We start from the raw sequence: 25,760 nt of genomic DNA, 5'->3' as shown, positions 1-25,760 counted from the left end.
TAGGTGACCGCCCTAGCGCGCCGCAGTGATGACGTTCGAAAACTGGCGGCAATCGGCTTCCTCATGCGGGACATCTTGGAATACGGTGCGGAGGAAATACTCGGTGATAAGCATGATCGGCTGACCGCCCGACAAAATGCGGTAGCGGCGCGCGACGGTTCTGCGGCGCGAATGCTGGTATCCGTCGAGAGCGAGCCAGCGGGGCGAGGCTCCGACCCAGACTTTGGCCGCCTCCTTGAATGTCTCGATGTAGCTGGCTGCCATAACCTCGCCAATAGGGTGATCCGTTCTGGTCAATCGCGCCACTATTTCGGCGGGCAGCAGATCAATGGCGACCAACGACTCCGCGGCCACGAACACGTTGCCTGAATTCCGGCCCTTGAGCAGAATATTGCGGTGCAGAACCCGGCTTTCCGCCGATCGGCCGAGTTCGACCATTTTTGGTGCGGCCCGCCGAATATGTTGATTGACAATCTGCATGACGATCTCTTCGTTGGCCACCACGTTAAGAATCCGTGTCAGGGTGCCATTGGTTGCGATGAGTATCCGAAGATCGCGATCGAGGTGTCGGATCTCTTCATCAGATAGCGTGCAGTCGGTCATATTCCATGTCTCGGGTAACGCGCAAACCCCCATACGTGTGCCGTCATGCGGCACCGTCCACGCGGGTGAATTCCTGGTTCAGGTAACGCTCGACGCAGGTTGAACGTCGGACCTTACCGCTGGTGGTGACGGGGATCGAGCCCGGAGCCACCATAACGACATCCGCGACACGTACCCGGTGTAAACGCGATATCGCGGACGTGACGTCACGTTTGACCGTGCGCAGCCTATCCGCTGCCGCGTCGTCGGGGTGACCCCACGTCGTGACCTCGATGATGGTGACCAGCTGCTCGGTGCGGTCGTCGGGCACCGCTATCGCCACCACCCGGCCACCGGTGATCTCCTGGATCGTCGCCTCGATGTCGTCGGGATAGTGGTTGGACCCATCCACCACCAACAGATCCTTGATACGGCCGGTGATGAACATTTCGTCCTCGAACATGACGCCGAGGTCTCCGGTCCGCAGCCACGGACCGACCGGCGTGCCGGCCGAGGGATCGACGAGCTTTGCCCCGAAGGTCCGCTCGGTGAGTTCGGGGTTTCGCCAATAGCCCATGGCGACGTTGTCGCCCTGCACCCAAATCTCGCCGACGGTTCCCTGGCGAGTCTCGGTCCTGGTGTCGGGATCGACGATCCGCACGGTGGATGCCCGCGGCGTACCGTAACTGACCAGCTTGGCGCCTTCATCGCCGTCGCTCTCGCAGCGCTTCGCTCGGCCGGCCGCCAAATGCTGGTAGTCGAAACAGACAGTCTTGGGCGGGCGTCCCGGTCCGGCGGTCGCCACGTACACCGTCGCCTCGGCGAGTCCGTACGAGGGTCGGATCGCGGTCTGGCTGAGGTTGAACTTGGCGAACCGGTCGATGAAACGCCGGACCGTGGCGGGGTTTACGCGTTCGGCGCCGGTCGCGATCGCCCGCACGTGCCCGAGATCGAGACCGGCCATATCCTCATCGGATGTTCGGCGCACGGCCAAGTCGAAGCCGAAATTCGGTGCACTGGAAATCTGTCCACGATGTCGGCCCAGCAATTGCATCCAGCGGGCCGGCCGCTGCAGAAATGCCATCGGGCTCAGCAACACTGCGGTGTCCTGGTTGATCATCGGGAGAATGACGCCCAACATCAAGCCCATGTCGTGATAGAACGGCAGCCACGACACCGCGGTGGACGGAACCTTTTCCGTGTCCCCGAGGTAATCGGACATCAGCTGTACGCAATTGCTGATGACGTTCTTGTGCGACAGGACAACACCGGCCGGCGAGCGGGTCGACCCCGACGTGTACTGGATGTAGGCGGTGCCCGGATGTGCGGGCGCGGCGGGGGTCAGTTCCCGCGGCGAGTCCAGGTCCAGCGAGTCGATCGCGACGACGACGGGTTCGCTGCCCTGCGGGGCGCGGGCATGCGGCACATACTTGACGACTTCGTCGACAGCCGACGACGTCGTCAGAATGACCGTCGGCAGGGAATCCCGCAGGGCCGCGGAAATTCGTTCGTCGTGGATGCCGAACTGCGGTACCGGCAGCGGAACGGCGATCAGACCGGCCTGCAGCGTGCCCAGGAAGGCAACGATGTATTCGAGTCCCTGGGGGGCCAATATCGCCACCCGATCACCGCTCGACCCGCAGATCCTCAGCTCGTCCGCGACGATCGTCGCGCGCCGATTGACCTGCCACCAGGTGAGGGTTTCGGTGAATCCCTTCGGATCTACCTCGTAGTCGATGAACTTGTACGCGGCACGGTTGGGGTACTGGCTGGCTGCCTTCTGCAGCAGATCAGTGAGCGACGATTCGCTCATCGCGAATCGCGTTGCGGTCCCGTTCGACGGTTGCACCGCTTGCGGATCCGCGATCCGTTCGGTTTGCGTTGCCACCTCGCCCCCAGCCTGAAATGACAAGTTCGTCTGCATGATCATCCTTCGGCTCTTGACGGAAGAGACTACGGACGTTTTGCTGCCGTGTCCTTCGAATCGGAATCGGCGCATATACGGCTCGTAGATTGCCCGGAGGCGCAATGCCACGTCGATGAGGCCCCACGACAATAACAGGTCTTGGCCACTGTGCCCGCGGCGCAGAATTAACCCGATGGTCAGCGGCGCTTCGGCGAGCTGACGCCCAGCTTCCTGAGTCCGCGCAGCACCTGGGCGTGCGGCAGGCTCGCCGCGACCGCCTTGCGCAGGCTGGGATTGACCAGACTGCCATTGATCACCAGCAGGTACTCGAGGCCGTGATCGCGCCATTGGGCTACTTGGTCGACGACTTCCTCGGGGGTGCCGCTGAAGACAACCTCTTTCATGAGCGCGGGCGGGACTTTCGCGGTGTATGACAAGACCGTCTGCTCGTCCATGGTTTGGGGAATGACATCCTGGACCCCGGCGAAGTCGGCTCCCATCGGATGCTCGACACCGTGGCGGGCCCAGGCCGTACCGGGCACCCCCAGCGCGGTCATCTTCACGACGACAGAGTCCAGCGCCTCCTCGACGTCGTCGCGATCTCGGCCGGTGATTACGCCGCGCACCGCCGAGGGGATGATCGACATCGGGTCACGACCGGCGTCGGATGCCGCGGTGCGCACGGCTTCGAGGGCCGTGCTGTAGTCGCCGGGACGCACGAGCACAATCGGAACCCAGGCATCGGCGTAGCGTCCGGTTGCCCGCAGCATCCGCGGACCGTGCGCGGCGACCCAGATTTCCGGCCATTTTCCCCGGTATGGTGGCAGCTCGAACGCGGCGTTATGCAGCGGAAAGTACGCCGATTCGCGCGAGACAAGCTCCCCGTTCGCATTCCACAACGCACGTATTGTGGCCAGCGCTTCTTCAAAGCGCGCCACCGGTCTGGTCCACTCCACGCCGTAGGGCTCGTTGCCTTCACGTTCCCCGACACCGATGCCGAGCATGGCGTTACCCCGGGTAAGCAGTTGCAGGGTCGCGGCGGCCTGGGCCGTGACCGCCGGGTTGCGGCGACCGGCGTCGGTCACGCATATGCCGAGCCGCAACCGCTTGGGTCTGCCATAGGCGAGGTTTCCCAGCATCGTCCACGGCTCGTAGTTCGCGTCGACGCTGGGCACCAGTTTCGCCGCGATTCCCAGATATTCGGGTGTCGCGATCGAGCGCGGCACCAGCCCGTTCAGATGGTCACCCACCCAATAGGAATCGGCACCGGTCAGCGTGGCCGCCACCATACTGGACCGCGCCAGCCAACCGGGCCGAAACCGCGAGTGCACCAGCGAATCGACAAAGCCGAAACGAAATCCGCCCCTGCTCACTGCCCGCATTCCGCGGTGTTGATCACTGACATGCCGGGGAGGCTACCTCAGCAGGCCGCTTCCGGCGGGCCGGCCGACGCCGGACCGGCGGCGGGCAACGGTCCAGAGCTCAACGCGGTCGACGCAGTTCCCGCAACGGACTCGCTCGTCTTCGGCGTCTGCCATACTGCTTGCCCATGCCCTTCAGTCCCACCCACAGCCTGCTTGCCCGCGCCGGGAGCACCGCGCTCTACAAGCGAGTTTGGCGGTTCTGGTACCCGCTGATGACGCGCGGGCTCGGTAACGACGAAATCGTGTTCATCAACTGGGCTTATGAGGAAGATCCGCCGATGGCCCTGCCCCTGGAGGAATCCGACGAGCCCAACCGAGCCCACATCAACCTGTACCACCGCACGGCGACCCAGGCCGACCTGACGGGCAAACGGGTGCTGGAGGTCAGTTGCGGCCACGGCGGCGGAGCCTCCTACCTGACACGCACCTTGGCGCCGGCCTCCTACACGGCGCTCGACTTGAACCCGGCCGGTATCAGACTTTGCCAGAAGCGACACCACTTGCCGGGTCTTGATTTCGTGCGAGGCGACGCCGAAAATCTGCCCTTCGACGACGAATCCTTCGACGTGGTTCTCAATGTCGAAGCCTCGCACTGCTATCCGCACTTCCGCCGCTTCCTCGCCGAGGTGGTGCGGGTGCTGCGTCCGGGAGGGTACTTCGCCTACGCCGACCTGCGCCCCGGCAACGAGATTCCCGACTGGGAGGCCGATCTGGCCGGCGCCCCGCTGCGGCAACTGTCGCAGCGGGAGATCAACGCCGAGGTCCTGCGCGGCATTGAAAGGAATTCCCAGAAGTCACGAGAGCTGGTCGAACGCCATCTACCGGCCTTTCTTCGTTTCGCGGGCCGGGAATACATCGGGGTGCAAGGCACCCAGCTGTCCCGCTACCTGGAAAGCGGCGACATTTCCTACCGGATGTACTGCTTCGTCAAGGAGTGAGACGGCCAACCGCCCGCCCCAGGGGCGCAGCGATGCTCGGGTAGTGTCACCCGGATGAGTCCGGCCGAACGCGAGTTCGACATCGTCGTGTATGGCGCCACCGGCTTCTCGGGCATGTTGACCGCCGAACACCTAGCGCGCGCCGGGTCGAGCGCACGGATTGCGCTGGCCGGCCGCTCCAGCGAAAAGCTGCGCGCCGCGCGGGAAACGTTGGCCCCGGCCGCCCGTGACTGGCCACTGATCGTCGCCGACGCGTCACAACCGGCGACTCTCGAGGCAATGGCCACCCGGACCCGGGTGGTGCTGACCACCGTAGGCCCCTACACCCGCTACGGCCTGCCGCTGGTGGCGGCCTGCGCCAAGGCCGGAACCGACTATGCCGACTTGACCGGTGAATTGATGTTCTGCCGCAACAGCATCGACCTTTACCACAAGCAAGCCGCCGACACCGGCGCCCGGATCGTGCTCGCCTGCGGATTCGATTCGGTGCCTTCGGATTTGAGCGTCTATCTGCTGTACCGCCGGGCGATCGAAGACGGCACGGGTGAACTCTGCGACACCAACCTGGTGCTCCGCTCGTTCTCTCAACGCTGGGTCTCCGGCGGCTCGGTTGCAACGTATTCCGAGGCGATGCGCACCGCATCCCGTGACCCGGATGCCCACCGGCTGGTCACCGACCCGTATACGCTGACCACCGATCGCGGCGCCGAACCCGAACTGGGTGCGCAGCCGGATTTTCCCCGCCGCCGCGGACGCGACCTGGCGCCCGAACTTGCCGGCTTCTGGACCGGCGGGTTCGTGCAGGGCCCATTCAACACCCGGATTGTCCGTCGTAGCAACGCATTACAGGACTGGGTCTACGGCCGGCGGTTCCGCTACTCGGAGACCATGAGTCTGGGACGGTCGTTCGCAGCGCCGGTCGCATCCGCCATCGTCACCGGCGCCGTCGCGGGCGCCATCGGTTTGGGCAACCGGTACTTCAGTCGACTGCCCCGCCGGTTGGTGGAGCGCGTCACGCCGAAACCGGGCACCGGTCCAAGCCGCAAGTCCCGGGAGCGCGGCCACTATCGATTCGAGACGTACACCACCACCACGACCGGCGCCCGTTACCTGGCGACATTCGCGCACGATGTCGACGCATACCAGTCGACCGCGGTGTTGCTCGGGGAAAGTGGTCTGGCACTGGCGCTCGACCGCGACAGGCTTTCCGAATTGCGGGGCGTTCTTACCCCGGCGGCGGCAATGGGCGATGCACTGGCGGCACGTCTGCCGGGTGCCGGGGTTTCGATGGGGACGACCCGGCTGAACTGACGCCGACCCGGGTGGGATGGCTACCGCGCCCCGCCGACCGGCTCGGGGCATCCCCAGCCCACCGTACCGACGAGCGAGAACTCCGACAGCGTGCTCGAAAGATCTTGGCGCAACTCATCATTCGAGTTCGACCGGCCCGGCTGATAGGAAAGCACCGACACGAAGACCTCGGCGGGCGTGCGTCCCGACAGCAATCCCAGATATCCGCCGCTGCGATCCATGACCGATGTGCTCACTCCCCAGAAACCCGTTACGGCGAAGTGGTCGGCGTCCGTTCCGTCCGGACGGCAGGCGGCCGGGTTGACCACCCCGATGTTGGACGAGACATTGCCGGCCGCCGCGCCGACCGTTCGCCGGACCAGCCACCGCGGCAACAGCGGTACCAGGGGCAGCAGCACCGACTGCTCGTTGGGGAACTGCTGACGGCGGATCAGCGCTTTCTTTGTGGCGGCGCGGATTTGGCGCAAGTCCGTCGCCGCGGAAGCGGGGTCGACGGTGATGTCGACCTTGGTGACCGCGTTGGCGCGAGTGTCACCGGCGGTGCGTTCGCTGACGGGGATGGCCACAATGACCGAGCCGTCCGCGGCGATCCGTCCCAATCGCCGGGCGAGACGCACCGCCAATCCGGCTAGCAGGGTGTTGCTGGTCCCGCCCAGCGATTGCGCGCGAGCGTCCCATTCTTCGGCATCGACCAAGATCGTCGCTGCCGGAAATTTGAACGTTCGGTCCGCTGCGGCGGGCCCTGCGACGGGTCGGGTACGTCGCGGCGCCGCTGTCGGCGGATGGCGGCGGTGATTCCGGGCCATCCGTGCTGCGTCGGCGGCGGTGCGGGCGATGCCGGGGATGTCACGCACGGCCTGGCCGAAGTCTTCGCGGATGGCTTCCCAGCGCCGGCGTGACCCTGCTGCCGGCCAGCTGATCTGCTGGTCGCGGCCGCAGGCCGCGTCCGCCACCGCCTCGCACAGCCCGACGGCGTCGGTGAGGCAATGGGAGATGACCAAGCTGACGCCCGCGCCGCCGCCGACGAACGGGTGCACCGCGAGCCGCCATTCGGGTCCCCGCTCGGCGTCCAGAGGCGCGCTGGCCTGCTCGTTGACCCAGGTGTCGAATCCTTCGCGAGGCCGCGGCACCGCGACGATCTCGAGGTCGGTCGGACCATTGGACGAAACCCAGCGATGACGGCCGAACGGCAGGGGTGAGCATTCGATTCGGCGGGCCAACCGTCCCCGCTGCAGATGGTGATGAAACTGGCGCAGCCGGTCGATGTCGACCTCGCGGTCGTACACCCAGACACACTGCAGCACGTTGAAGGTTCCGGTCGCTCGCTCGGCGGCAAAGAACGTCTGGTCGAGTAGATCGACCACGTTGCTCATGGCGACAAGTCCCTTCGCTTTAGCCGCACCCGGTCCGAGCCCACCGCATCCCCTCCGGCGGCCGCCGCACGCAAGCCCAAGTACCACACCATGATTGAACGACGTGCGGGCGACTCGACGCCGCGTGACGCGGTGCCGCCAACTCGAGGGCAAGCTCTCAATCTCCTCGCGTTGCCGCGGTGTAGTCTAGCGCGCCTCGCCGCTGGAGCGGTTCGCCATCAACGGGGTGATCGCCCTTCGCCGTTCGTCGACAAGCACCCGACCACCGGCCGCGCAGCCCCCGCTCCGGCCGGGCGGGTCAGGCCGACGGGCATGTTAGTGTCACACGGTGCATTTGTCGGACCTTGCTCGATTCATCGTGCGCAGCGCCGCCTTCGAGGTGCCGCGCCGTTATTCCGAGTGGGACCTGCGGCACCAGTTCGTGAAACAACTCGAATTGCGCCGGGTCGATGTCGTTTTCGATGTCGGAGCCAACACCGGGCAATACGCCAAAGGCCTCCGCCGAGCGGGATACAAGGGCCGCATCGTCTCGTTCGAACCGCTATCCCGGCCATTTACCGCTTTGGAAAGAAAAGCGGCAACCGATACGCTTTGGGATTGCCGGCGGTGTGCGCTAGGCGATGCCGAGGGGACGGTCTCGGTCAATGTCGCCGGAAACGCCGGTCAAAGCAGTTCGGTGTTGCCGATGCTGACGCGTCACCAGGAGGCATTTCCCCCGGCCAACTATGTCGGCACCGAGGAGGCGCCGATTCACCGACTGGATTCCGTGGCACCCGAATTTCTCCGGCTGAACGGCCCCGCTTTTCTCAAGGTCGACGTGCAGGGATTTGAAAAACAGGTACTCGACGGTGGCAAGTCTACGGTCAATGACAATTGTGTTGGGCTGCAACTCGAACTCTCCTTCGCGCCATTGTACGAGGGCGGCATGCTCATTCCGGAAGCATTCGAGCTCGTGTATTCATTGGGCTTCACATTGACCGGTTTACTGCCCTGTTTCATCGACGCGCGTAATGGTCGAATGTTACAGGCCGACGGTATCTTCTTCCGCGATGCCAATTGACTGGAACCGCTACGCGAGGCCGGCTTGACCGCTGCTGAAACAACGAAAGCCGCCATGTCCGCACCAATGTTTTCCCTCATCATCCCCACCTTGAACGTGGCCTCGGCGCTAGGAGTTTGCCTCCAGAGCATCGCCTGCCAGACCTTTCGGGACTTCGAGCTGATACTGGTCGACGGCGGCTCGACGGATGCCACCCTCGATATCGCGAACAGCTTTGCCCCCAACTTCGGCGCGCGACTGGTCGTCCGTTCCGGCACCGACCGCGGGGTCTACGACGCGATGAACCGCGGCGTGAGCCTGGCTACCGGGACGTGGTTGCTGTTTCTGGGCGCCGACGACGCGCTGTACGAGGCGGACACCCTGGCCCGGGTGGCCGCCTTCATCGGCGAACATGAGCGCAGCGATCTGGTATATGGCGACGTGCTCATGCGCTCAACCAAATTCCGCTACGGTGGCGCCTTCGACCTCGATCGCCTGCTGTTCAAGCGCAACATCTGTCATCAGTCGATCTTTTACCGCCGCGAGCTCTTCAGCAGCATCGGCCCCTACAACCTGCGCTACCGGTCGTTGGCGGACTGGGACTTCAATATCCGCTGCTTCTCCAACCCCGCACTCGTCACCCGGCACATGGACGTCGTCGTCGCACGCTTCAACGAGTTGGGCGGACTCAGTAATACCTTCGTAGACAGGGCTTTTCTCAAGCGGCTGCCGATCACCACCAGATTCGGCATCAGGCTGGTCATCATTGCGGCGCGCTGGTGGGTGAAGTGGCGGGCACGCGGTGATTGAGTCCGGCCAGGGCCGAGCAGGGAGCCAACCCTGTTGCCGCCCGAGGTGATTCGGCCAAACACCGCTGCGAACGACATCACCACATCGGATATGGCTGTGGCTCAAAGTATTTCGCGATAGATTCGGGCCGTCTCCGCCGCGTTCTTGTCCCAGGAGAACGCCGGGAGCCGTGCGTAGCCACGCTCGCGCAGATCGGCGCGCAGGCTTTCGGTGGTCACCACGCGCTCCAGAACCGTACGCAGCTCCTCGGGGTTATCCGGATCGAAGAAGACACCGGCATCGGCGACCACCTCTGGAATTCCGCCCGCATTGCTGCACACGACCGGGCAGCCCTGGCTCATCGCTTCGAGCGGGGGGATCCCGAAACCCTCGTACTGCGACGGATAGACAAAGGCGGCGGCTGTCCGGTAGCGCGCCGCCAGCTCCTCGTCAGACCCGGACTCGAAGCGCACCCGGTCAGCGACTCCCAACCTGCTGATTTCTTTCTGCTCGTCGCGCAGGAACGGGGGGCCGCCGAAGGCGATCAACTCGAAATCCCGCAATACCGGCGAACTGCTGTATGCGCGCAGCAGGGTGGCAAAGTTCTTGTATCCCCCGCGACGCCCTACATACAGGATCGTGGGCCTGCGCCCGCCGCTGTCGACTGTCGTGGTGTTTTCCTGCACGGGCAGCGAACAGGCAAGGTGCACAACGCTGGCGCGGGCCGGGTCGATGCCATAGAGACGCACGAGGTCGTTACGCGCGCTTTCGGAGACGCAGATCACATGGTCGGCGCGATTGACAGACGCGCGTTTGGCGGCGATCGCGAGTTTGGCCATGGGCGGCTTGAACAACTCGTGGATCATGTCGAAGATCGTCACCACCCGGCGCCGCGCCTTACCGACGGGCTTGAAGGGGTGCCAGGTCTCGTGCAGGATGTCCGCGTCAGACTTCGACCACACGAACGGCGCCGCAACCTGGTTCGCGAGTTCGACGAGGACCGGAGCACCTTTGAACGTGTACGGCACATACTTGCCATGGGTGAAGCCGCGGGCGGATTCAGCGGCCAGATAAGCGTTCATGTAAAAAGGCGCGACGACGGACACCTCCGACACCGTGTCGGCAGGTAGGCGGCTTGCCAGCTCGAAAAAATAGCGCGACACACCGCCGTATCGCTGGATGGCGAAGATTTGGTGATCGAATGCGACTTTCATCAGCGCTCGGCGCCCACCGCTGCCTCCACTGCCCTGAAGACAGCGCTCATCCGGCACAGCACAGTATCGAACCTCCTGGATATCTCCCGCGGCATCGTCAAGCCCGGAAGAATGACAATCAGAAGGTACGCCACGCTCACGGCGATGAACGAGCCAACCCACCCGGCCGCGACACCCGCGGCTTCACGTTGCCCGCCGCGTCGCGGGTGGGTGCCCCCGGATTCTCTGCCGCAACTCCCGGCGGCACCCGCACGCAAACGGCGGCGCTGCGGCAAAGCCGCGCGGCCCGGGGCGTGCTGCGGCCAAGGTAGACGCCCTCCGAGGGTCGGTTACCATCTGCGGATGGATGTGGACGCAACGCGATGAGCTATCGCCTTTTGTTGAGGCAACTCGTACTGGAGCTCTCCTACCGTACGGTTCGTCATTGGTTCGGAACGCGTGAGGTCATCCGCGACGTACAAGGCGTTTCGCTGGCGATGCCGTGGTATCACCGGCTTCCGGACTACGCCCGCCTGTTCCCCACCTACGGTCAGAATCTGATCGACCTGGCGGTTGGCCTCGCCGAGACCGACAAGCCGTTGGGCGTCATCGACGTCGGAGCCAATATCGGTGACTCGGCCCGGCAGCTCCTCGCCAAAGTCGACGCCCGCATCCTCTGCATCGAAGGCGACCCGGAGTACCTGCCATACCTGGAGCGCAACGTCGGCTCGGACGACCGCTGCGTGATCGAGTTCGCCCTGCTGCTCACCGACGCTGCCAAGGCCTCCGGTCTCGGCGCGGTCCGAAAGGGCGGCGACACCCGCTTCGCCCAGGGCGGCACCGGCGGCGCGGCCGCCGCGCTGACCGTGGCCGAGTTGCCGAACCGTCACCCCGAACTGCCGCCGATCAGGCTGGTCAAATCGGACACGGAAGGCTACGACACGATTCTGGTCCCGGCGCTAGCGCGGGCCTACGCGGATACCCGCCCGTTGCTGTTCTTCGAGTATTTCCCGGACCTGATCCGGATGGCCGGGGTGCCGGACCCGACCGTGGTGTGGGCGGAGTTGCAGACCGCCGGGTACTCCTACGTGGGCATTTGGGACAACTTCGGCAGGCCGATTCAGGCTCTGCCGATCGAGGAGGTGCCGGCTGCGGCCACGGTGCTGGACAGACGGTTTGCCGACCGTGAGTATCACTACTGGGACGTCGCGGTCGTACATGCCGACGACCGCGCGGGTCAGGCCGTCCTGGACCGGCTGTTCGCCTCCGCCCGGTGAGGGACAGCCACGTCACCGCCGCTACCGGCACGCACTCTCCTCACCGATAGGGCTCTCCCCCGCGACTGCCGTACCAAGCCGTTCCCGCGCCCTTCCCGCGCCCTTCCCGCGCCAGGTGCTAGCGTCGGTCCGTGTCTCGACAGGTCCGGATCGGTATCCTGGGCGCCGCTCGTATCGCACCCTTGGCGCTTGTCAAACCCGCCAAGGGAAATGCCGAGGTTGTGGTGGCTGCGGTGGCCGCACGCGAGGCATCGCGTGCTCAGGCCTTTGCCGCCAAGCACGACATTGCCCGGGTGCACGACAGTTACGACGCGCTGATCAGCGATCCCGACCTGGACGCGGTGTACAACCCCCTGCCGAACAGCCTGCATGGTCGGTGGACCCGGGCCGCGCTGCAGGCCGGCAAGCACGTGCTGTGCGAAAAGCCGTTCACCGCCAACTCCGCCGAAGCGCGAGAGATCGCCGAACTGGCCGCGAATTCCGGTCGCGTGGTGATGGAGGCATTCCACTATCGCTATCACCCGCTGACCCTGCGCGTTGAGGAGATCATCGCCTCGGGCGAACTTGGCAAGCTGCAAAGGGTGGAAGCCAGCCTGTGCTTCCCCCTGCCAAAGTTCTCCGATATCCGCTACAACTACTCACTTGCCGGCGGCGCGACGATGGATGCCGGGTGCTATGCGGTCCACATGGTGCGCACCTTCGGCGGTTCAACGCCGGAAGTTATTTCGGCACAAGCCAAGCTGCGCGATTCCCAGATCGACCGGGCCATGACGGCCGAGTTACAGTTTGCCGACGGGCACACCGGCCGGGTCCGCTGCTCGATGTGGTCGACCAATCTCATCCAGATCAGCGCTCGCGTGCTCGGCGATCAAGGCGAACTGCACGTGCTCAATCCGGTATTGCCACACTCTTATCATCGGCTCTCGGTCCGATCAGCCGACGACAGGCGAACGGAGCGTTTCCCGCGCCGCCCCTCCTACGCGTATCAACTCGACGCGTTCGCCGGCGCGGTGCTGCGCAGCGAACCGGTAAAGACAACCCCCGAAGACGCGATCGAGAACATGACGGTCATCGATGCGATCTACCGTGCCGCCGGCCTCCCGCTGCGCGAACCGGCCTGACGCCTACCGTGCATCCGCCCGGACGAGGCGCTCATGATCTGCCCACGTCCGCGACCCAAGCACAACCCGTGGCAATACGTAAAGGAGACCCGCGACAGGGAGCGAGGTAAGTATTCGCAGCGCCAAAGGATTGAGCTTCTGTCGTGTCCAGATGTGCAGAATACCGGAGCTGTAAAAGTGCATTCCGAAGCGCTTTCCGATGAGCTCCAGGGTCGATTTTTGATAGAAGGTAATGTGTTGCCCGGTGGCGAACGTGTAGTACCACCACGCCTCCGGCGCCGGAGGCCCACCCGCAAAGAGCTCCGTCGTAAAAATAATGGTATCGGTACCCGTATTTTCAAGCAGCTCCGCGACAAAACCAACCGGATCAGCGAGGTGCTCCATCACTTCGAAGGCAGTGACCGCCGTGTAAGGGCCTCCTGGACCCGATTCGGCTTCGAAGCCCCGTGCGGTCAAATTAGGGCAGTGCTTGTCCGTCCAGTAATAGTCGAACCCGACGTCCCGCATCAAGCGGGTGAAAATGCCATAACCCCCGGCCGCATCGAGAAACCGGCCACGACGATCAAATAGAACGAGGAGCACCGCCGACGTCAGCCGCGCCAGGTAGTTGTTCCGAAACACCAGGCCGGTATCGGCAGATGTCACCGGGCTCGCATACGCCTCGTCTAGCCAATGCGGATCTTCGGTCTGCAAAACACCGCAGTTGTCGCAGAAGTAATATTTGCAGTCGTATTTGTGAAGGACTTTGCGAGTAAACGCATGCCGAGTACTTGAATCACAGATTCGGCACCGCATAGAGCCCAGACCTCCAGAGAATCTTTCGCAATGACTGCAAGACGTTCAAGCTACTGTTCAAGCCTCCGATGGTCAAGGGTGCGCTGGTGCCCGGCCAGTCCGCTGCCGTCAATTTCCAGAAGGCTTCCTGCTTTAGCGAGACCTGAACTCCCATCGGAGTCAACCATCCCACCACAGCTTGGCAGGTTTCAAATCGTTAAATTGATCTTGCAATAGTTAGACCTTATCAGCGGCGGGACCGCTTGGCGCCGGTATGCGGCCCACCACTAGCTAACGAGGCCACGAGATATGGCTATAGTCAGACCGTTTCTTGTCGCCGACTCAAGCCGGCTGTAGCGTCTGGGCCGTGTCTCGACAGGTCCGGATCGGCATCCTCGGCGCAGCCCGTATCGCGCCCTTGGCGCTTGTCAAACCCGCCGGGCAAAACGACGAGGTGGTGGTGGCCGCGGTGGCCGCACGCGATGCATCGCGCGCCCGGGCCTTTGCCGCCAAGCACGGCATCGAACGGGTCCACGACAACTACGACGCGCTGATCGCCGACCCGGACCTCGACGCCGTATACAACCCCTTGCCGATCAGCTTGCACGGCCGCTGGACCCGGGTCGCATTGGCCGCCGGCAAGCATGTGCTCTGCGAAAAGCCGTTCACCGCCAACGCCGCCGAAGCGCGCGAGATCGCCCAACTGGCCGCGCAATCGGACCGGGTGGTGATGGAGGCGCTCCACTATCCCTATCACCCGCTGGCGCGCCGCGTTGAGCAGATCATCGCCTCGGGCGAGTTGGGCAGGCTGACCCGAGTCGAAGCCAATCTGTGCTTACCGTTGCCCAAGTTCTCCGACATCCGCTACAACTACTCGCTGGCCGGTGGCGCGACCATGGAAACCGGGTGCTATGCCATCCACATGGTCCGCACCTTCGGCGGATCCACTCCCGAAGTCGTTTCCGCACAGGCGAAACTGCGCGATCCCCATATCGACCGCGCCATGACTGCCGAGCTGCGGTTCGCTGACGGACACACCGGCCGGGTCCGCTGCTCTATGTGGTCGACCGACCTGTTACAGATCAGCGCGCGGGTGGTCGGCGAGCAAGGGGAGCTGCGGGTACTCAATCCGGTATTGCCGCAGACTTTTCATCGCCTGACGGTCCGGTCAGCCGACGGCAAACGAGTGGAACGTTTTCCACGCCGAGCCTCTTACGCTTACCAGCTCGACGCGTTCGCCGCAGCGGTGCTGCGCGGCGAACCGGTGAAGACGAACCCACAAGACGCGGTCGGAAACATGGCGGTCATCGACGCCATCTACCAGGCTGCCGGCCTTCCACTGCGCAAGCCCGCCTGAACCTGCATCCGGGCGGCTCGAATGGCGCCATCGTCGGTGCGCAGTGTACGTTGTGCGACGTGGTTGCGTCCCGGGTCGTTGACTCATTCCTCAAATTTGTCCCAGTGCCTCTCCTGATCAAGGCCGGCCTCTTTGTGCGGTACGCCCCGAGCGATGTGCTGGACAAGCTCAACGGCCGTAGCGACCCGCTGGTCCCGCCTCGCCGCATGGTGGGCGGCGGGTCTCGAAACCCCGCGGCACCTGGCCCATTTCGCGAATCCGGTGACGAGTTCTTAGGACTGCTGCGCGACTACGGCCAGCTTGAACCGCACTACCGCGTGCTTGACATGGGTTGCGGATTGGGTCGCGCGGCCCGTCCGCTGACCACCTTTCTCGACCCGGACAAGGGGCGCTACGAGGGCTTCGACATCAATACCGCCGAAGTGCGCTGGTGTTCGGAGCACTACGCGTCGCATCCCAACTTCCGCTTCCAGCGCGCAGACATCTACAACAAGATGTACAACCCGAAGGGCACGGTGCAGGCCGAGAAGTTCACCTTCCCCTACCCCGACGCGAGTTTCGAGCTGGCGTTCGCGTCGTCGCTGTTCACCCACATGCCCATCCCGCAGGTTGCTCGCTACCTCGCGGAGACTGCACGAGTACTTGCCCCCGGCGGGCGCGCGCTGCTCACCCTCTATGTGTGGAATCAGGAATCGCGGGAGTTGGTTGCGCAGGGCAAGTCGGCTCTGCCGTTTCGTCCACACCAGGATCTCATCGTGATCACCCCGTTCGTCCCGGAGGCCGCCATCGCACTTCCGCAGGAAGACTGGGATCAAGCCGTCCGCAACGCCGGCCTCGAACAGGTTGGTGATGTGTTATGGGGAAGCTGGTGCGGCCGAACGGCTTCCACCGCCTACCAAGACATGGTTGTGCTGCGTAAGCCGGAGTGACCTGCGTTCATCAGAGCCGCTCTTCTTCGCCCGTCCGGGTGTTGACCACCGGCGCCCCGCGCAGTGCGGCCAGCCGCTGCTCCCCGCGCAGGTGGTTCAGCCGACCCTTGGCGTCGCGGGAATCAACGAACTTCGACACCACATAGCCTTCGGCGGCAGTCAGCGGTTCGAGGCCGTGGGGGAGGTCGGATCGGATGAAATATGCGTTGTTGCCCGCGCTGTTGCTGCCGACGAAGTCGTATCCCTTGGATTCGGCCAGGTCGCAAAAAGCCAACAGGGATGCGCCAAAATATTGATTCATGTAGCGCCCTCTGGTGAAGTTCGGATCGTATGGGATGGTGATCGGGCGCTCCGCTCCGAATACGCTGTTGTATTCGACGATGACGATTGCGGGCCTCACGACTGTTAAGCCGCTCCACACCCAATAGTCATTGCCATCGATATCGATGTGCAGAAGTCCGATGTCGCCCTCGAACCCATGCTCCGATATCAATTGGTCGACGTTCTCGGCTGTGACGCGTGCGCATTTGCTCTGTAGGTCATAGAGCACTGAAATCCGATCGCGCTTGATGGCATCGACGTTGCGTTTGGAGCTGTCCATGACCAGCCCAGTCCAGTTGTCGTTCAACAGTAGGAATCTGGTGTTGGCCTCCTGGTAGCACCCTACGCCAAACTCGACGAACGTCTCACTGATGCCCGGCAGGCGGTGAATCAGCCATTGAATAATCCCATCATCGCCAAACTGGCTGAATACCGAGAACTCCACTTCGGCGATTGTGTTTATCGATTCCAGCTCTCGCACCCGCCAAGCCAACTCCCGTCCGATGAGAACGCGTTGCTTGCCCTCACCGCTGCTCAACAGCTCCACCCACATAGCAACCTTGCCGAGAAGATTCACCTATTTCCTATCTCGTCGTCAGGAATGTCGTGGTCCCGGGTCAGAAGTCAGCGTTCAAGATGACAACGACACAACGCCGGGCCGCTGAGTGGGAACCGTCCGGAGAATGGGCGCGAAGGCAGGTTTTCAGGCCCTCCACCTCACCGACTCGCAACTACGAGCCAGTCAACATTCATTTTCTTGCCACGCCGGCGTTGGCCCGATACCACGCGACCGTGGAGTCGATGCCCTCGCACAGCGTAATCCGGGATTGCCAACCCGCCTCCCGTAACACCGACACATCCAACAGTTTTCGGGGGGTTCCGTCCGGTTTCGTTGGATCCCACTCGGTTTCGCCGTTGTAACCCACCGCGCCGGCCACCATCTGGGCGATCTCGCGCACGCTGTGGTCGACGCCGGTACCCACGTTGACGGGGCTGGGTCCGTCGAAGTGCTCCAGCAGGTACAAACATGCGCTCGCCAGATCGTCGACGTGCAACAGTTCGCGGCGTGGAGTTCCCGTGCCCCAGTTCGTCACCTTCGGCACGCCGCCGGCTCTGGCCTCCTCGTACCGGCGGATAAGCGCCGGCAGCAGGTGCGACGTGGACGCCGAGAAGTTGTCACCGGGTCCATACAGGTTGGTTGCCATCGCTGAGATCCAGGCCAGGCCGTGTTGGCTGCGGACCGCCTGGACCTGAAGGAGGCCCGCGATCTTGGCGATCGCGTAGGTGTTGTTCGTCGGCTCCAGCGGCCCGGTGAGCAGCGCGCTTTCCTTGATGGGCTGCTCGGCGAACTTCGGATAGATGCAGGAGGAGCCGAGGAACAGCAGCCGCGGCACCCGCGCGGCCACCGCGGCGTCGAGCAGGTTGACCTGGATTTGCAGGTTTTCGGACAGGAAATCAGCGGGATAGGTGCTGTTGGCCAGGATGCCACCGACCTTGGCCGCGGCGTCGATGATGACCTGAGGCCGCGACTCCATGATGAAGTCGAATGTCGCGGCCCGATCCGTCAGGTCGAGTTCCCGGTGGGAGCGCAGCACAAGATTGGTGAACCCCTCGGCCTGAAACTTGCGTAACAGCGCGGACCCGGCCAGCCCGCGGTGCCCGGCGATATACACCGGAGCGGCACGGTCAAGGACGCCGGTGAAGGTGTTCATTCTGGTCCGCATGCCCGGTCGGTGAGCGTCGGCTTGTCGATCCACGGCTTGCCCTCACACTCCAGCGCCGCGATGTCCGCGTCCACCATGATCCGCGCCAGTTCAGCGGTGTGTATCGACGCCTTCCACCCCAGCGATTGGGCGGCCTTGGTCGCGTCGCCGATCAGCGAATCCACCTCGGTGGGACGTAGATAGCGTTCGTCGAATCGCACATGCTTCTCCCAGTCGAGCCCGGCATGGTCGAAGGCGGTCTGGGCGAACTCGCGCACCGTGTAGCCGCGTCCGGTCGCCAGCACGAAGTCTTCCGGTTCGGACGTCTGCAGCATCGCCCACATTCCATCGACGTATTCGGGTGCATACCCCCAGTCGCGAACTGCGTCGAGGTTGCCCAGGTAGACGTGCGACTCGAGACCGGCCTTGATCCGCGCCACGGCTCGGCTGATCTTTCGGGTCACGAACGTCTCGCCGCGCCGCGGTGATTCGTGGTTGAACAAGATGCCGTTCACCGCGAACAGTCCGTACGCCTCTCGGTAATTGCGCGTCACCCAGTACGAGTACACCTTTGCCGCGCCATAGGGCGATCGTGGGTAGAACGGCGTCTGCTCGCTCTGAGGTGGCGGCGACGCGCCGAACATCTCCGACGAGGACGCTTGATAGAAGCGGCATTCCACCCGGGAAAGCCGAATGGCTTCGAGCAGCCGGATGGATCCCATGCCGGTGGTGTCGCCGGTGTGCACCGGTTCGTCGAAGCTGACGCGCACGTGCGACTGGGCCGCAAGGTTATAGACCTCATCGGGGTCGATGGTGCTGAGCAGCGTCACCAACCGGGTGCCGTCGGTGAGATCGCCATAGTGCAAGAACAATCGCGCGTGCGGGTCGTGCCGGTCGACATAGAGGTGATCGATCCGCGCCGTGTTGAACGTCGAGGCCCGGCGGATCAGCCCGTGGACCTCATAACCCTTGCTGAGCAACAATTCGGCGAGGTAGGAGCCGTCCTGGCCGGTGATCCCGGTGATCAGCGCCCGCTTCACCGGATTGCCGCTTCCGTTGGTGCCTGCTCGTCACCACATTTCCGGCATCCCATCGTGGCCGTCTCCACTCCTTGTTATGCCTTGGCCGCTGCGGCGGGGGTCGCCGTCAGCTTGATGCGGCGTGCGTTCGCAAGACCGTCGTCGTGCCCGCTTCAAGGTACAGGACATATTCGGCCGCGCGAATCAGGTTCCCGACCCTAGTTCCATTGACCGCGGCAGACAAGTTCTGACCGTGCCGGGCGGCTTCGGCCCGGCAATCGATCGCAGGGACGGGTCGTCTGTCACCTCGCTGCGCCCTACGGTTGTTGGGGCAGAACACAGTTGCCCCTACCGCCCTTCGGTCGCGACGCCTCGGGCCGCGTTCTCGGGCCTGAGGTGCAAGGCGGTGTGGACGTGCTGGGCGAACCCGTCGAAGTCGCGGCCCAAGGCGTCGGCGAGCTGCAGGGCGGCCTGCCGATAGCCGGGGTCACCGAGGGCCTGCTGCACGGCGTCGGCCACCCGCCGGCGGCTGAGCCGTTCGGTTCTCAGCAGCATCCCGGCGCCGGCGCGCTCGAGGGCCTCCATGTTCAGGTGCTGGTCGAGGTTGCTGGCGATCCCGACCACCGGCACCCCGGCCAGCAAGGCCTGCTGCGTCGTCAGGCTGCCACCATTGCAGACCACCACCGCCGAACGGGCCGCGGCCGCCTCGCCCGGCACGTAATCGGCGACAAACGCGTTGGCCGGCACGTTGCTCAGGTCGCTGCGATCGGCCGTGGCCGCGATCACCGTCACCGGCATATCAGCCAGCGCGTCCAGCACCACCTGCAACAGGTTCGTGCCGCCCGAGCTGCCCAGGGTCGCATAGACGATCGGCCTGCCGGGCGGCAGCGAATCCCACCAGGGCGGCGGCCGCACCGCGGGCGACCACAAAACCGGACCCAGATACCGATGGTTGGCCGGCAGATCATAGGTCGGCACCAACTCGGGCACGTCGGCATACAGCGTGTAGTCCCCATCGGTGAAAATGCGGCACAGGTTCCACCCCAGAGTCGGCAACCCATGCCGGCGCCGGACCCAGTTGAGCGGCAGACAGTAGAGGGCGAAGATCAGCGGGCGATACAACCAGAACAGGAATGTGACCAGCCTGACGCCGAGCAGGCGCGTCCACAGCGTGTCCGGAAGCGGAAACCGGCGACGAGCGTAGGGACTCCAATAGGCGTTCGCGATGGCGATATAGGGGATGCCAGCCAACCGGGCGCTGGCCGAGAGCGACAGCCGGTTGTCGCCGACGACCAGGTCCGGCGCGATCTCGGCCAGCACCTTGCGGTCCTCCTCGACGTAGCGGCGCAACGTGCGCGTGTTGTAGAAGAGTCGGCCCTGAGCGATCTTGGCCAGCACCCGCTCGCTGGGGATGGTGTAGATCGGGTGGTGCTGAAACGGGAGCGGGCCCAGCAGCTTGTTGAATCGTGGGTCGCAGGCGAAGTGGACCTCGTAACGGCTCGGGTCCAGCGACCGCGCCAGCATGTACGGCCGCACGACGTGGGACAGGGTCGCGGCTTCCCCGATGAACAGGATCCGCAGCCTGCGGGCGTCAGGATCCGAATCGTTCGGTTCGGTGCTCACCGGTGCACCATCCTCATCGCGCCCTCCAGACACCGCTCAACGACCCGACGCCACTCATGTTCGCGTCCGTTCTCACGCTGTTGGCGACCGTTGATCGTTACCCCGGGGCCGCGGCCGTAGAGTACACGCCCGACGCGTGCCCCCGAAAATCCGGGCAAACCGCGGACAGCCGGCGGCCCGGGGTGGTCGGTGGCGCTAGCCGGTCCGCAGATTTCGCTGCCAGCCGGTCGGTGACGTCACGCTGTCGGGCCTGAGGTGCAAGGCGGTGTGGACGTGCTGGGCGAACCCGTCGAAGTCGCGGCCCAAGGCGTCGGCGAGCTGCAGGGCGGCCTGCCGATAGCCGGGGTCACCGAGGGCCTGCTGCACGGCGTCGGCCACCCGCCGGCGGCTGAGCCGTTCGGTTCTCAGCAGCATCCCGGCGCCGGCGCGCTCGAGGGCCTCCATGTTCAGGTGCTGGTCGAGGTTGCTGGCGATCCCGACCACCGGCACCCCGGCCAGCAAGGCCTGCTGCGTCGTCAGGCTGCCACCATTGCAGACCACCACCGCCGAACGGGCCGCGGCCGCCTCGCCCGGCAGGTAATCGGCGACAAACGCGTTGGCCGGCACGTTGCTCAGGTCGCTGCGATCGGCCGTGGCCGCGATCACCGTCACCGGCATATCAGCCAGCGCGTCCAGCACCACCTGCAACAGGTTCGTGCCGCCCGAAGTGCCCAGGGTCGCATAGACGATCGGCCTGCCGGGCGGCAGCGAATCCCACCAGGGCGGCGGCCGCACCGCGGGCGACCACAAAACCGGACCCAGATACCGATGGTTGGCCGGCAGATCATAGGTCGGCACCCACTCGGGCCCGTCGGCATACAGCGTGTAGTCCCCATCGGTGAAAATGCGGCACAGGTTCCACCCCAGAGTCGGCAACCCATGCCGGCGCCGGACCCAGTTGAGCGGCAGGCACTGAAGAGCGAACAGCAACGGACGTTCCAGGCGGTACAGGATCCTGACCAGCCTGACGCCGAGCAGGCGCGTCCACAGCGTGTCCGGAAGCGGAAACCGGCGACGAGCGTAGGGACTCCAATAGGCGTTCGCGATGGCGATATAGGGGATGCCAGCCAACCGGGCGCTGGCCGAGAGCGAAACGCGAAGGTCGCCGACGACCAGGTCCGGCGCGATCTCGGCCAGCACCTTGCGGTCCTCCTCGACGTAGCGGCGCAACGTCCGAGCGGCGTAGAAACGGCCCTGGGTCAAGTTGCCGAGGAACCGCTCGCTGGGGATGGTGTGGATCGGGTGGTACGGAAAAGGCATCGGCCCCAGCAGCGTGTTGTACCGCGGGTCGCAGGCGAAGTGGACCTCGTAACGGCTCGGGTCCAGCGACCGCGCCAGCACGAACGGCCGCACGACGTGGGCCAGCGTCACCGCCTCGGCGATGAACAGGATTCGCACCCTGCGAGCGGCAGGATCGGGTGCGTTCGATGCGATGCTCATGCCCGCGTTCCTTCTCACGTCGCTGGCGACCGTTACACGTTACGCCGCACCCCGACGCCGTAGCGTACACGCACGACGACTCCGCGCTCGGGGAAATCCGAACAAATCCACACAACGTGGGCCCGGGCGGGTCGGTCAGCGTTCGGGCCGGCGGGGCCGACCCGCGATCTCGGTGATGGCGTTGCGAAATCCGAAAAATTCCCGGCTGCCCGTCGCCGGCGACGACGGCGGTACCCCGGCCAGGCGCGGCAACCCGGATCCCGATGCTGCCGCCGAAAAGCCATTGCGCTGGGCGTGTCGACAGAGCCTATCTCGTTGCACGCCAACGTTTTAAGAGCGGCGATGCGGTGTCGGGAGCCGCGGTCCCCAGCCACCGAACGGAACCCTTGACATATACCCCGTGGGGGTATATGGTCCTCAGGTGGGCGTACCCGCCCATATGATCGCCCGAACATGCAATCGAAGCGGAGGACCGGGTGGTGGACCAGGTGGTAGCAGCGGTGGACCATGCATTGGCGCTGGCGGGATCTATGACGTGGGAAATCTTGTGGGCGCTGATCCTTGGCTTCGGTTTGTCTGCGATGGTGCAGGCCGTGGTGCGCCGCGAGACGATTGTGGCCCTGATGGGCGACGACAAGCCCCGAACATTGGCGGTAGCGGCCGGGCTGGGGGCCGCGTCGTCGTCGTGCTCGTATGCGGCAGTGGCGCTGGCGCGGTCGCTGTTTCGGAAAGGCGCAAACTTCACCGCCGCCATGGCATTCGAGATCGGTTCCACCAATCTGGTCGTGGAGTTGGGCATCATCCTGGCGTTGTTGATGGGCTGGCAGTTCACCGCCGCGGAGTTCGTCGGCGGCCCGCTGATGATCATCGTGCTGGCCCTGTTGTTCCGGCTGTTCGTGCGCTCCCGGCTGATCGATGCCGCCCGCGAGCAGGCCGACCGCGGACTCGCCGGCTCCATGGAAGGTCACGCCGCGATGGATATGACGGTCGGCGGAGAAGGCTCGTTTTGGCGGCGGCTGTTTTCCGGGCGGGCCCTTACCTCGGTGTCGCACGTGTTCGTCATGGAGTGGGCGGCAATCCTGCGGGACCTGATCGTGGGCTTGCTGATCGCCGGAGCCATCGCGGCGTGGGTTCCCGAAACCTTTTGGCAGCACTTCTTTTTGACTGACCATCCGGTCTGGTCGGCGCTGTGGGGACCGATCGTCGGCCCCTTCGTCGCAATCGTTTCATTCGTCTGCTCGATTGGCAATGTGCCACTTGCAGCGGTGCTCTGGAACGGTGGCATCAGCTTTGGCGGCGTCGTCGCGTTCATTTTCGCCGACCTGTTGATCTTGCCGATCTTGAACATCTATCGGAAGTACTACGGGACGAAGATGATGCTCACGCTGCTCGGCACCTTCTACGCCTCGATGGTCGTCGCCGGATACCTTGTCGAATTACTTTTCGGCACAGCCAATCTCATTCCGAGTCAGCGCAGCGCTGTGGTCATGCACGCCGGCATTTCGTGGAACTACACCACCTGGCTCAACATCGTCTTCCTCGTCATCGCAGCGATCCTGGTGATCCGGTTCGCCGCCACCGGCGGGATCCCGATGCTGCGTATGATGGGCGGCTCCCCCGACTCGCAAAGCCATCAGCACGACCACAGCCATCACTGCCACTAACGCTGCGGGCGGCGTATCCTGGCCTGCGGCAATGTCTGATACCTATCCGCCGCCGCCTGGCGGTCCGCCACAGCCGGCCGATATCGGCCGGCTGTTGCTGCGTTGCCACGACCGCCCCGGAATCATCGCCGCGGTGAGCGGGTTCTTGGCCCGAGCCGGCGCGAACATCATCTCCTTGGACCAGCACTCCACCGCGCCGGAGGGCGGAACATTCTTGCAGCGCGCGATCTTCCATTTACCCGGGCTGACTGCGGCCATTGACGAGTTGCAACGCGACTTCGGCGAATCCGTGGCCGGCACGTTCAACATCGATTACCGGTTCACCGAGGCCGCCAAACCCAAACGGGTCGCCATCATGGCTTCCACGAGTGATCACTGCTTGTTAGACCTGTTGTGGCGCAACCGTCGCGGCGAGCTGCAGATGTCTGTCGTCATGGTGATCGCCAACCATCCTGAGCTGGCCGACCATGTTCGCCCGTTCGGGGTGCCGTTCGTGCACATCCCCGCCACCCGCGACACCCGCGCGGAAGCCGAGCAGCGGCAGCTTCAGTTGCTCAGCGGCAACGTCGATTTGGTGATACTCGCCCGGTACATGCAGATACTCAGCCCAGCATTCCTGGCCGCAATCGGCTGCCCGCTGATCAACATTCACCATTCGTTCCTTCCCGCCTTCACCGGCGCGGCCCCCTACAAGCGCGCACGGGAACGCGGCGTCAAGCTGATCGGCGCGACGGCTCATTACGTGACCGAGGTCCTGGACGAAGGCCCGATCATCGAACAAGACGTCGTTCGCGTCGATCACAATGACACCGTCGAAGACCTGGTGCGGGTCGGCGCCGACGTCGAGCGCGCGGTGCTGTCCCGCGCCGTCCTCTGGCACTGCCAGGACCGGGTCATCGTGCACCACAACCAGACCATCGTCTTCTGACCACCCGCTGGTCCGTGCGGTAACCGTACGCACGGTGACCGGCCTCCGCGGACCCGGGCGCCGTCGGGGTGCGGCGACGCGTCCAAGGATCCCCCAAGGTTTCGCCAAGCGGCCGCCGTCAGTCTTTCTGCAACGGCCACGGCCGCCACCCGAAATCGCATTCAAGCAAAGACAACAACGCAAAGAGAGGTATCAATGTCGACCACCCGTCTCCGCGCCCTTGCCGGAATGTCCCTGCTGGCCTCGGCCATCGGCCTGGCCGCGCTGGGAGCCAGTGTCGGCGCCGCCGACCCGGCGCCCAGCCACCAGGCGTACGGCACCTACACCTGTTACGACTACGCGACGCAGACGTTCTACGAATGCTTTGACCCCAGCTAGTTATCGCCAGCCCGCACGCCGACGGGCCCGGTCCGCTCCCCGGGCCGGGCCCATTTGGGTTCAGCCGGAGAGCTTTTCGCGCAGTCGCCGGTTCACCGGCTCGGGCAGCAACTCCGACACATCGCCGCCGAGCATCGCCACCTCTTTGGCTAGCGACGACGACACGAACGAATACCGCGGCGCGGTCGCGACGAAAAAGGTGTCGACGCCGGCGATGTGCTTGTTCATCTGCGCCATCTGCAACTCGTATTCGAAATCGGTGCCGGTGCGCAGACCCTTCACGATGGCGTTCATCCCCCGGGACCTGACGAAGTCGACCACCAGGCCCTGTCCGGCCTCCACCCGCAAGTTGGGCAGGTGCGTGGTCGACTCGTTGATCATCGCGATCCGCTCGTCCAGGTCGAACATGCCCTTCTTGGTGGGGTTGGTCAGGATCGCGACCACCACCTCGTCGAACTGGGCCGCGGCGCGTTCGAAAACGTCGATGTGGCCCAACGTGACCGGGTCGAATGACCCCGGGCATACCGCGCCGCTCATGACCCGCGCCAGCGACGAGGCAGAACGACGTGATGCCGAGAAGCGGCGCCCATGAGACGCGGCCAGCGACGAGGCAGAACGACGTGATGCCGAGA

General features: G+C 64.5%; 22 protein-coding genes and 1 pseudogene. 11 read left to right on the top strand and 12 right to left on the bottom strand.

Annotated elements, in window-relative coordinates; genetic code table 11:
• Positions 1-12: 12 nt before the first annotated feature.
• The 3 genes from BST40_RS03380 to BST40_RS03370 all read right to left on the bottom strand — a co-directional run bounded on the left by BST40_RS03380 (position 13) and on the right by BST40_RS03370 (position 3,861).
• Positions 13-603: a chorismate--pyruvate lyase family protein gene (locus BST40_RS03380; protein WP_075545344.1), complete on the bottom strand. Its 591-nt coding sequence runs from the start codon at positions 601-603 to the stop codon at positions 13-15.
• Between the two features lie 43 nt (positions 604-646).
• Entirely contained in the window at positions 647-2,395 is a 1,749-nt protein-coding gene (locus BST40_RS03375; RefSeq protein WP_089024993.1) for an AMP-binding protein, read from the bottom strand.
• A gap of 290 nt (positions 2,396-2,685) precedes the next feature.
• On the bottom strand, positions 2,686-3,861 hold the full coding sequence (locus tag BST40_RS03370; protein WP_240316612.1) for an LLM class flavin-dependent oxidoreductase: 1,176 nt from the start codon (positions 3,859-3,861) through the stop codon (positions 2,686-2,688).
• 176 nt (positions 3,862-4,037) lie between these two features.
• Between BST40_RS03370 and BST40_RS03365 the strand changes: the two genes are divergently transcribed.
• Both BST40_RS03365 and BST40_RS03360 read left to right on the top strand, forming a co-directional pair.
• Positions 4,038-4,850 carry a phthiotriol/phenolphthiotriol dimycocerosates methyltransferase gene (locus BST40_RS03365; protein ID WP_075545346.1) on the top strand — a complete coding sequence of 271 codons (813 nt, stop codon included), beginning with the start codon at positions 4,038-4,040 and terminating at the stop codon, positions 4,848-4,850.
• Between the two features lie 54 nt (positions 4,851-4,904).
• Positions 4,905-6,161 (top strand): saccharopine dehydrogenase family protein, encoded by a 1,257-nt coding sequence (locus tag BST40_RS03360; RefSeq protein WP_075545347.1) that lies wholly within the window; start codon positions 4,905-4,907, stop codon positions 6,159-6,161.
• A 20-nt stretch (positions 6,162-6,181) separates the two neighbouring features.
• Here the strand turns inward: BST40_RS03360 and BST40_RS03355 are convergent, their stop codons facing one another.
• The gene (locus BST40_RS03355; protein ID WP_075545348.1) at positions 6,182-7,534 is read right to left on the bottom strand and encodes a condensation domain-containing protein; all 1,353 of its coding nucleotides are present in this window, start codon (positions 7,532-7,534) and stop codon (positions 6,182-6,184) included.
• Positions 7,535-7,862: 328 nt separating this feature from the next.
• Here BST40_RS03355 and BST40_RS03350 point away from each other — a divergent pair, with 328 nt between their 5' ends.
• Both BST40_RS03350 and BST40_RS03345 read left to right on the top strand, forming a co-directional pair.
• Positions 7,863-8,594: an FkbM family methyltransferase gene (locus tag BST40_RS03350; RefSeq protein ID WP_083153423.1), complete on the top strand. Its 732-nt coding sequence runs from the start codon at positions 7,863-7,865 to the stop codon at positions 8,592-8,594.
• A 54-nt stretch (positions 8,595-8,648) separates the two neighbouring features.
• Entirely contained in the window at positions 8,649-9,383 is a 735-nt protein-coding gene (locus BST40_RS03345) for a glycosyltransferase family 2 protein (protein ID WP_075545350.1), read from the top strand.
• A gap of 101 nt (positions 9,384-9,484) precedes the next feature.
• Here BST40_RS03345 and BST40_RS03340 read toward each other — a convergent pair whose 3' ends face one another.
• Positions 9,485-10,633, bottom strand: a complete 1,149-nt coding sequence (locus BST40_RS03340) for a glycosyltransferase family 4 protein (protein ID WP_244174274.1) — start codon at positions 10,631-10,633, stop codon at positions 9,485-9,487.
• A gap of 305 nt (positions 10,634-10,938) precedes the next feature.
• Here BST40_RS03340 and BST40_RS03335 point away from each other — a divergent pair, with 305 nt between their 5' ends.
• Positions 10,939-11,832, top strand: a complete 894-nt coding sequence (locus tag BST40_RS03335) for an FkbM family methyltransferase (RefSeq protein WP_075545352.1) — start codon at positions 10,939-10,941, stop codon at positions 11,830-11,832.
• 131 nt (positions 11,833-11,963) lie between these two features.
• Entirely contained in the window at positions 11,964-12,953 is a 990-nt protein-coding gene (locus tag BST40_RS03330) for a Gfo/Idh/MocA family protein (RefSeq protein ID WP_075545353.1), read from the top strand.
• A gap of 3 nt (positions 12,954-12,956) precedes the next feature.
• On the opposite strand, the gene BST40_RS03325 is transcribed toward BST40_RS03330, so the two are convergent.
• A complete protein-coding gene (locus BST40_RS03325; protein WP_158006292.1) occupies positions 12,957-13,598 on the bottom strand; it encodes a class I SAM-dependent methyltransferase in 642 nt (213 codons plus the stop codon).
• Between the two features lie 496 nt (positions 13,599-14,094).
• Between BST40_RS03325 and BST40_RS03320 the strand changes: the two genes are divergently transcribed.
• Positions 14,095-15,084, top strand: a complete 990-nt coding sequence (locus BST40_RS03320) for a Gfo/Idh/MocA family protein (RefSeq protein WP_083153421.1) — start codon at positions 14,095-14,097, stop codon at positions 15,082-15,084.
• A 104-nt stretch (positions 15,085-15,188) separates the two neighbouring features.
• On the top strand, positions 15,189-16,013 hold the full coding sequence (locus BST40_RS03315) for a class I SAM-dependent methyltransferase (protein WP_082275204.1): 825 nt from the start codon (positions 15,189-15,191) through the stop codon (positions 16,011-16,013).
• Positions 16,014-16,023: 10 nt separating this feature from the next.
• Here the strand turns inward: BST40_RS03315 and BST40_RS03310 are convergent, their stop codons facing one another.
• From BST40_RS03310 to BST40_RS03290, 5 genes and pseudogenes are all read right to left on the bottom strand, one after another.
• Positions 16,024-16,911, bottom strand: a complete 888-nt coding sequence (locus tag BST40_RS03310) for an FkbM family methyltransferase (protein WP_075545356.1) — start codon at positions 16,909-16,911, stop codon at positions 16,024-16,026.
• Between the two features lie 172 nt (positions 16,912-17,083).
• Entirely contained in the window at positions 17,084-18,046 is a 963-nt protein-coding gene (locus BST40_RS03305) for a GDP-L-fucose synthase family protein (protein WP_083153420.1), read from the bottom strand.
• Positions 18,043-19,077 carry a GDP-mannose 4,6-dehydratase gene (gene gmd / locus BST40_RS03300; RefSeq protein ID WP_075545358.1) on the bottom strand — a complete coding sequence of 345 codons (1,035 nt, stop codon included), beginning with the start codon at positions 19,075-19,077 and terminating at the stop codon, positions 18,043-18,045. The genes BST40_RS03305 and gmd overlap by 4 nt, the downstream gene beginning before the upstream one ends.
• Positions 19,078-19,404: 327 nt before the next feature.
• The gene (locus BST40_RS03295; protein WP_089024991.1) at positions 19,405-20,712 is read right to left on the bottom strand and encodes a nucleotide disphospho-sugar-binding domain-containing protein; all 1,308 of its coding nucleotides are present in this window, start codon (positions 20,710-20,712) and stop codon (positions 19,405-19,407) included.
• A 162-nt stretch (positions 20,713-20,874) separates the two neighbouring features.
• Positions 20,875-22,255 (bottom strand): annotated as a pseudogene (locus BST40_RS03290) (glycosyltransferase).
• A 361-nt stretch (positions 22,256-22,616) separates the two neighbouring features.
• On the opposite strand from BST40_RS03290, the gene BST40_RS03285 reads away from it, so the two are divergent.
• The 3 genes from BST40_RS03285 to BST40_RS03275 all read left to right on the top strand — a co-directional run bounded on the left by BST40_RS03285 (position 22,617) and on the right by BST40_RS03275 (position 25,128).
• Entirely contained in the window at positions 22,617-23,822 is a 1,206-nt protein-coding gene (locus tag BST40_RS03285; protein ID WP_371687021.1) for a permease, read from the top strand.
• Positions 23,823-23,853: 31 nt separating this feature from the next.
• On the top strand, positions 23,854-24,750 hold the full coding sequence (gene purU / locus BST40_RS03280) for a formyltetrahydrofolate deformylase (protein WP_075545361.1): 897 nt from the start codon (positions 23,854-23,856) through the stop codon (positions 24,748-24,750).
• A 195-nt stretch (positions 24,751-24,945) separates the two neighbouring features.
• Positions 24,946-25,128 carry a hypothetical protein gene (locus BST40_RS03275; protein ID WP_023372216.1) on the top strand — a complete coding sequence of 61 codons (183 nt, stop codon included), beginning with the start codon at positions 24,946-24,948 and terminating at the stop codon, positions 25,126-25,128.
• Between the two features lie 60 nt (positions 25,129-25,188).
• On the opposite strand, the gene coaD is transcribed toward BST40_RS03275, so the two are convergent.
• Complete coding sequence (gene coaD, locus BST40_RS03270) at positions 25,189-25,665, bottom strand: pantetheine-phosphate adenylyltransferase (protein ID WP_075545362.1); 477 nt, start codon at positions 25,663-25,665, stop codon at positions 25,189-25,191.
• Positions 25,666-25,760: the final 95 nt, after the last annotated feature.

This window comes from Mycobacterium persicum, from assembly GCF_002086675.1.
GTDB classification, from domain to species: domain Bacteria; phylum Actinomycetota; class Actinomycetes; order Mycobacteriales; family Mycobacteriaceae; genus Mycobacterium; species Mycobacterium persicum.
Note: the sequence above shows the minus strand (reverse complement) of the source record. Positions and strands in the feature narration are given on the sequence as shown.

Coding starts and splice junctions, on each gene's coding strand:
- BST40_RS03345 (WP_075545350.1), top strand. CDS start 8,649: ATGTCCGCACCAATGTTTTCCCTCATCATCCCCACCTTGAACGTGGCC.
- BST40_RS03355 (WP_075545348.1), bottom strand. CDS start 7,534: ATGAGCAACGTGGTCGATCTACTCGACCAGACGTTCTTTGCCGCCGAG.
- coaD (WP_075545362.1), bottom strand. CDS start 25,665: ATGAGCGGCGCGGTATGCCCGGGGTCATTCGACCCGGTCACGTTGGGC.
- BST40_RS03275 (WP_023372216.1), top strand. CDS start 24,946: ATGTCGACCACCCGTCTCCGCGCCCTTGCCGGAATGTCCCTGCTGGCC.
- BST40_RS03305 (WP_083153420.1), bottom strand. CDS start 18,046: ATGAACACCTTCACCGGCGTCCTTGACCGTGCCGCTCCGGTGTATATC.
- BST40_RS03360 (WP_075545347.1), top strand. CDS start 4,905: ATGAGTCCGGCCGAACGCGAGTTCGACATCGTCGTGTATGGCGCCACC.
- purU (WP_075545361.1), top strand. CDS start 23,854: ATGTCTGATACCTATCCGCCGCCGCCTGGCGGTCCGCCACAGCCGGCC.
- BST40_RS03365 (WP_075545346.1), top strand. CDS start 4,038: ATGCCCTTCAGTCCCACCCACAGCCTGCTTGCCCGCGCCGGGAGCACC.
- BST40_RS03335 (WP_075545352.1), top strand. CDS start 10,939: ATGAGCTATCGCCTTTTGTTGAGGCAACTCGTACTGGAGCTCTCCTAC.
- BST40_RS03375 (WP_089024993.1), bottom strand. CDS start 2,395: ATGAGCGAATCGTCGCTCACTGATCTGCTGCAGAAGGCAGCCAGCCAG.
- BST40_RS03380 (WP_075545344.1), bottom strand. CDS start 603: ATGACCGACTGCACGCTATCTGATGAAGAGATCCGACACCTCGATCGC.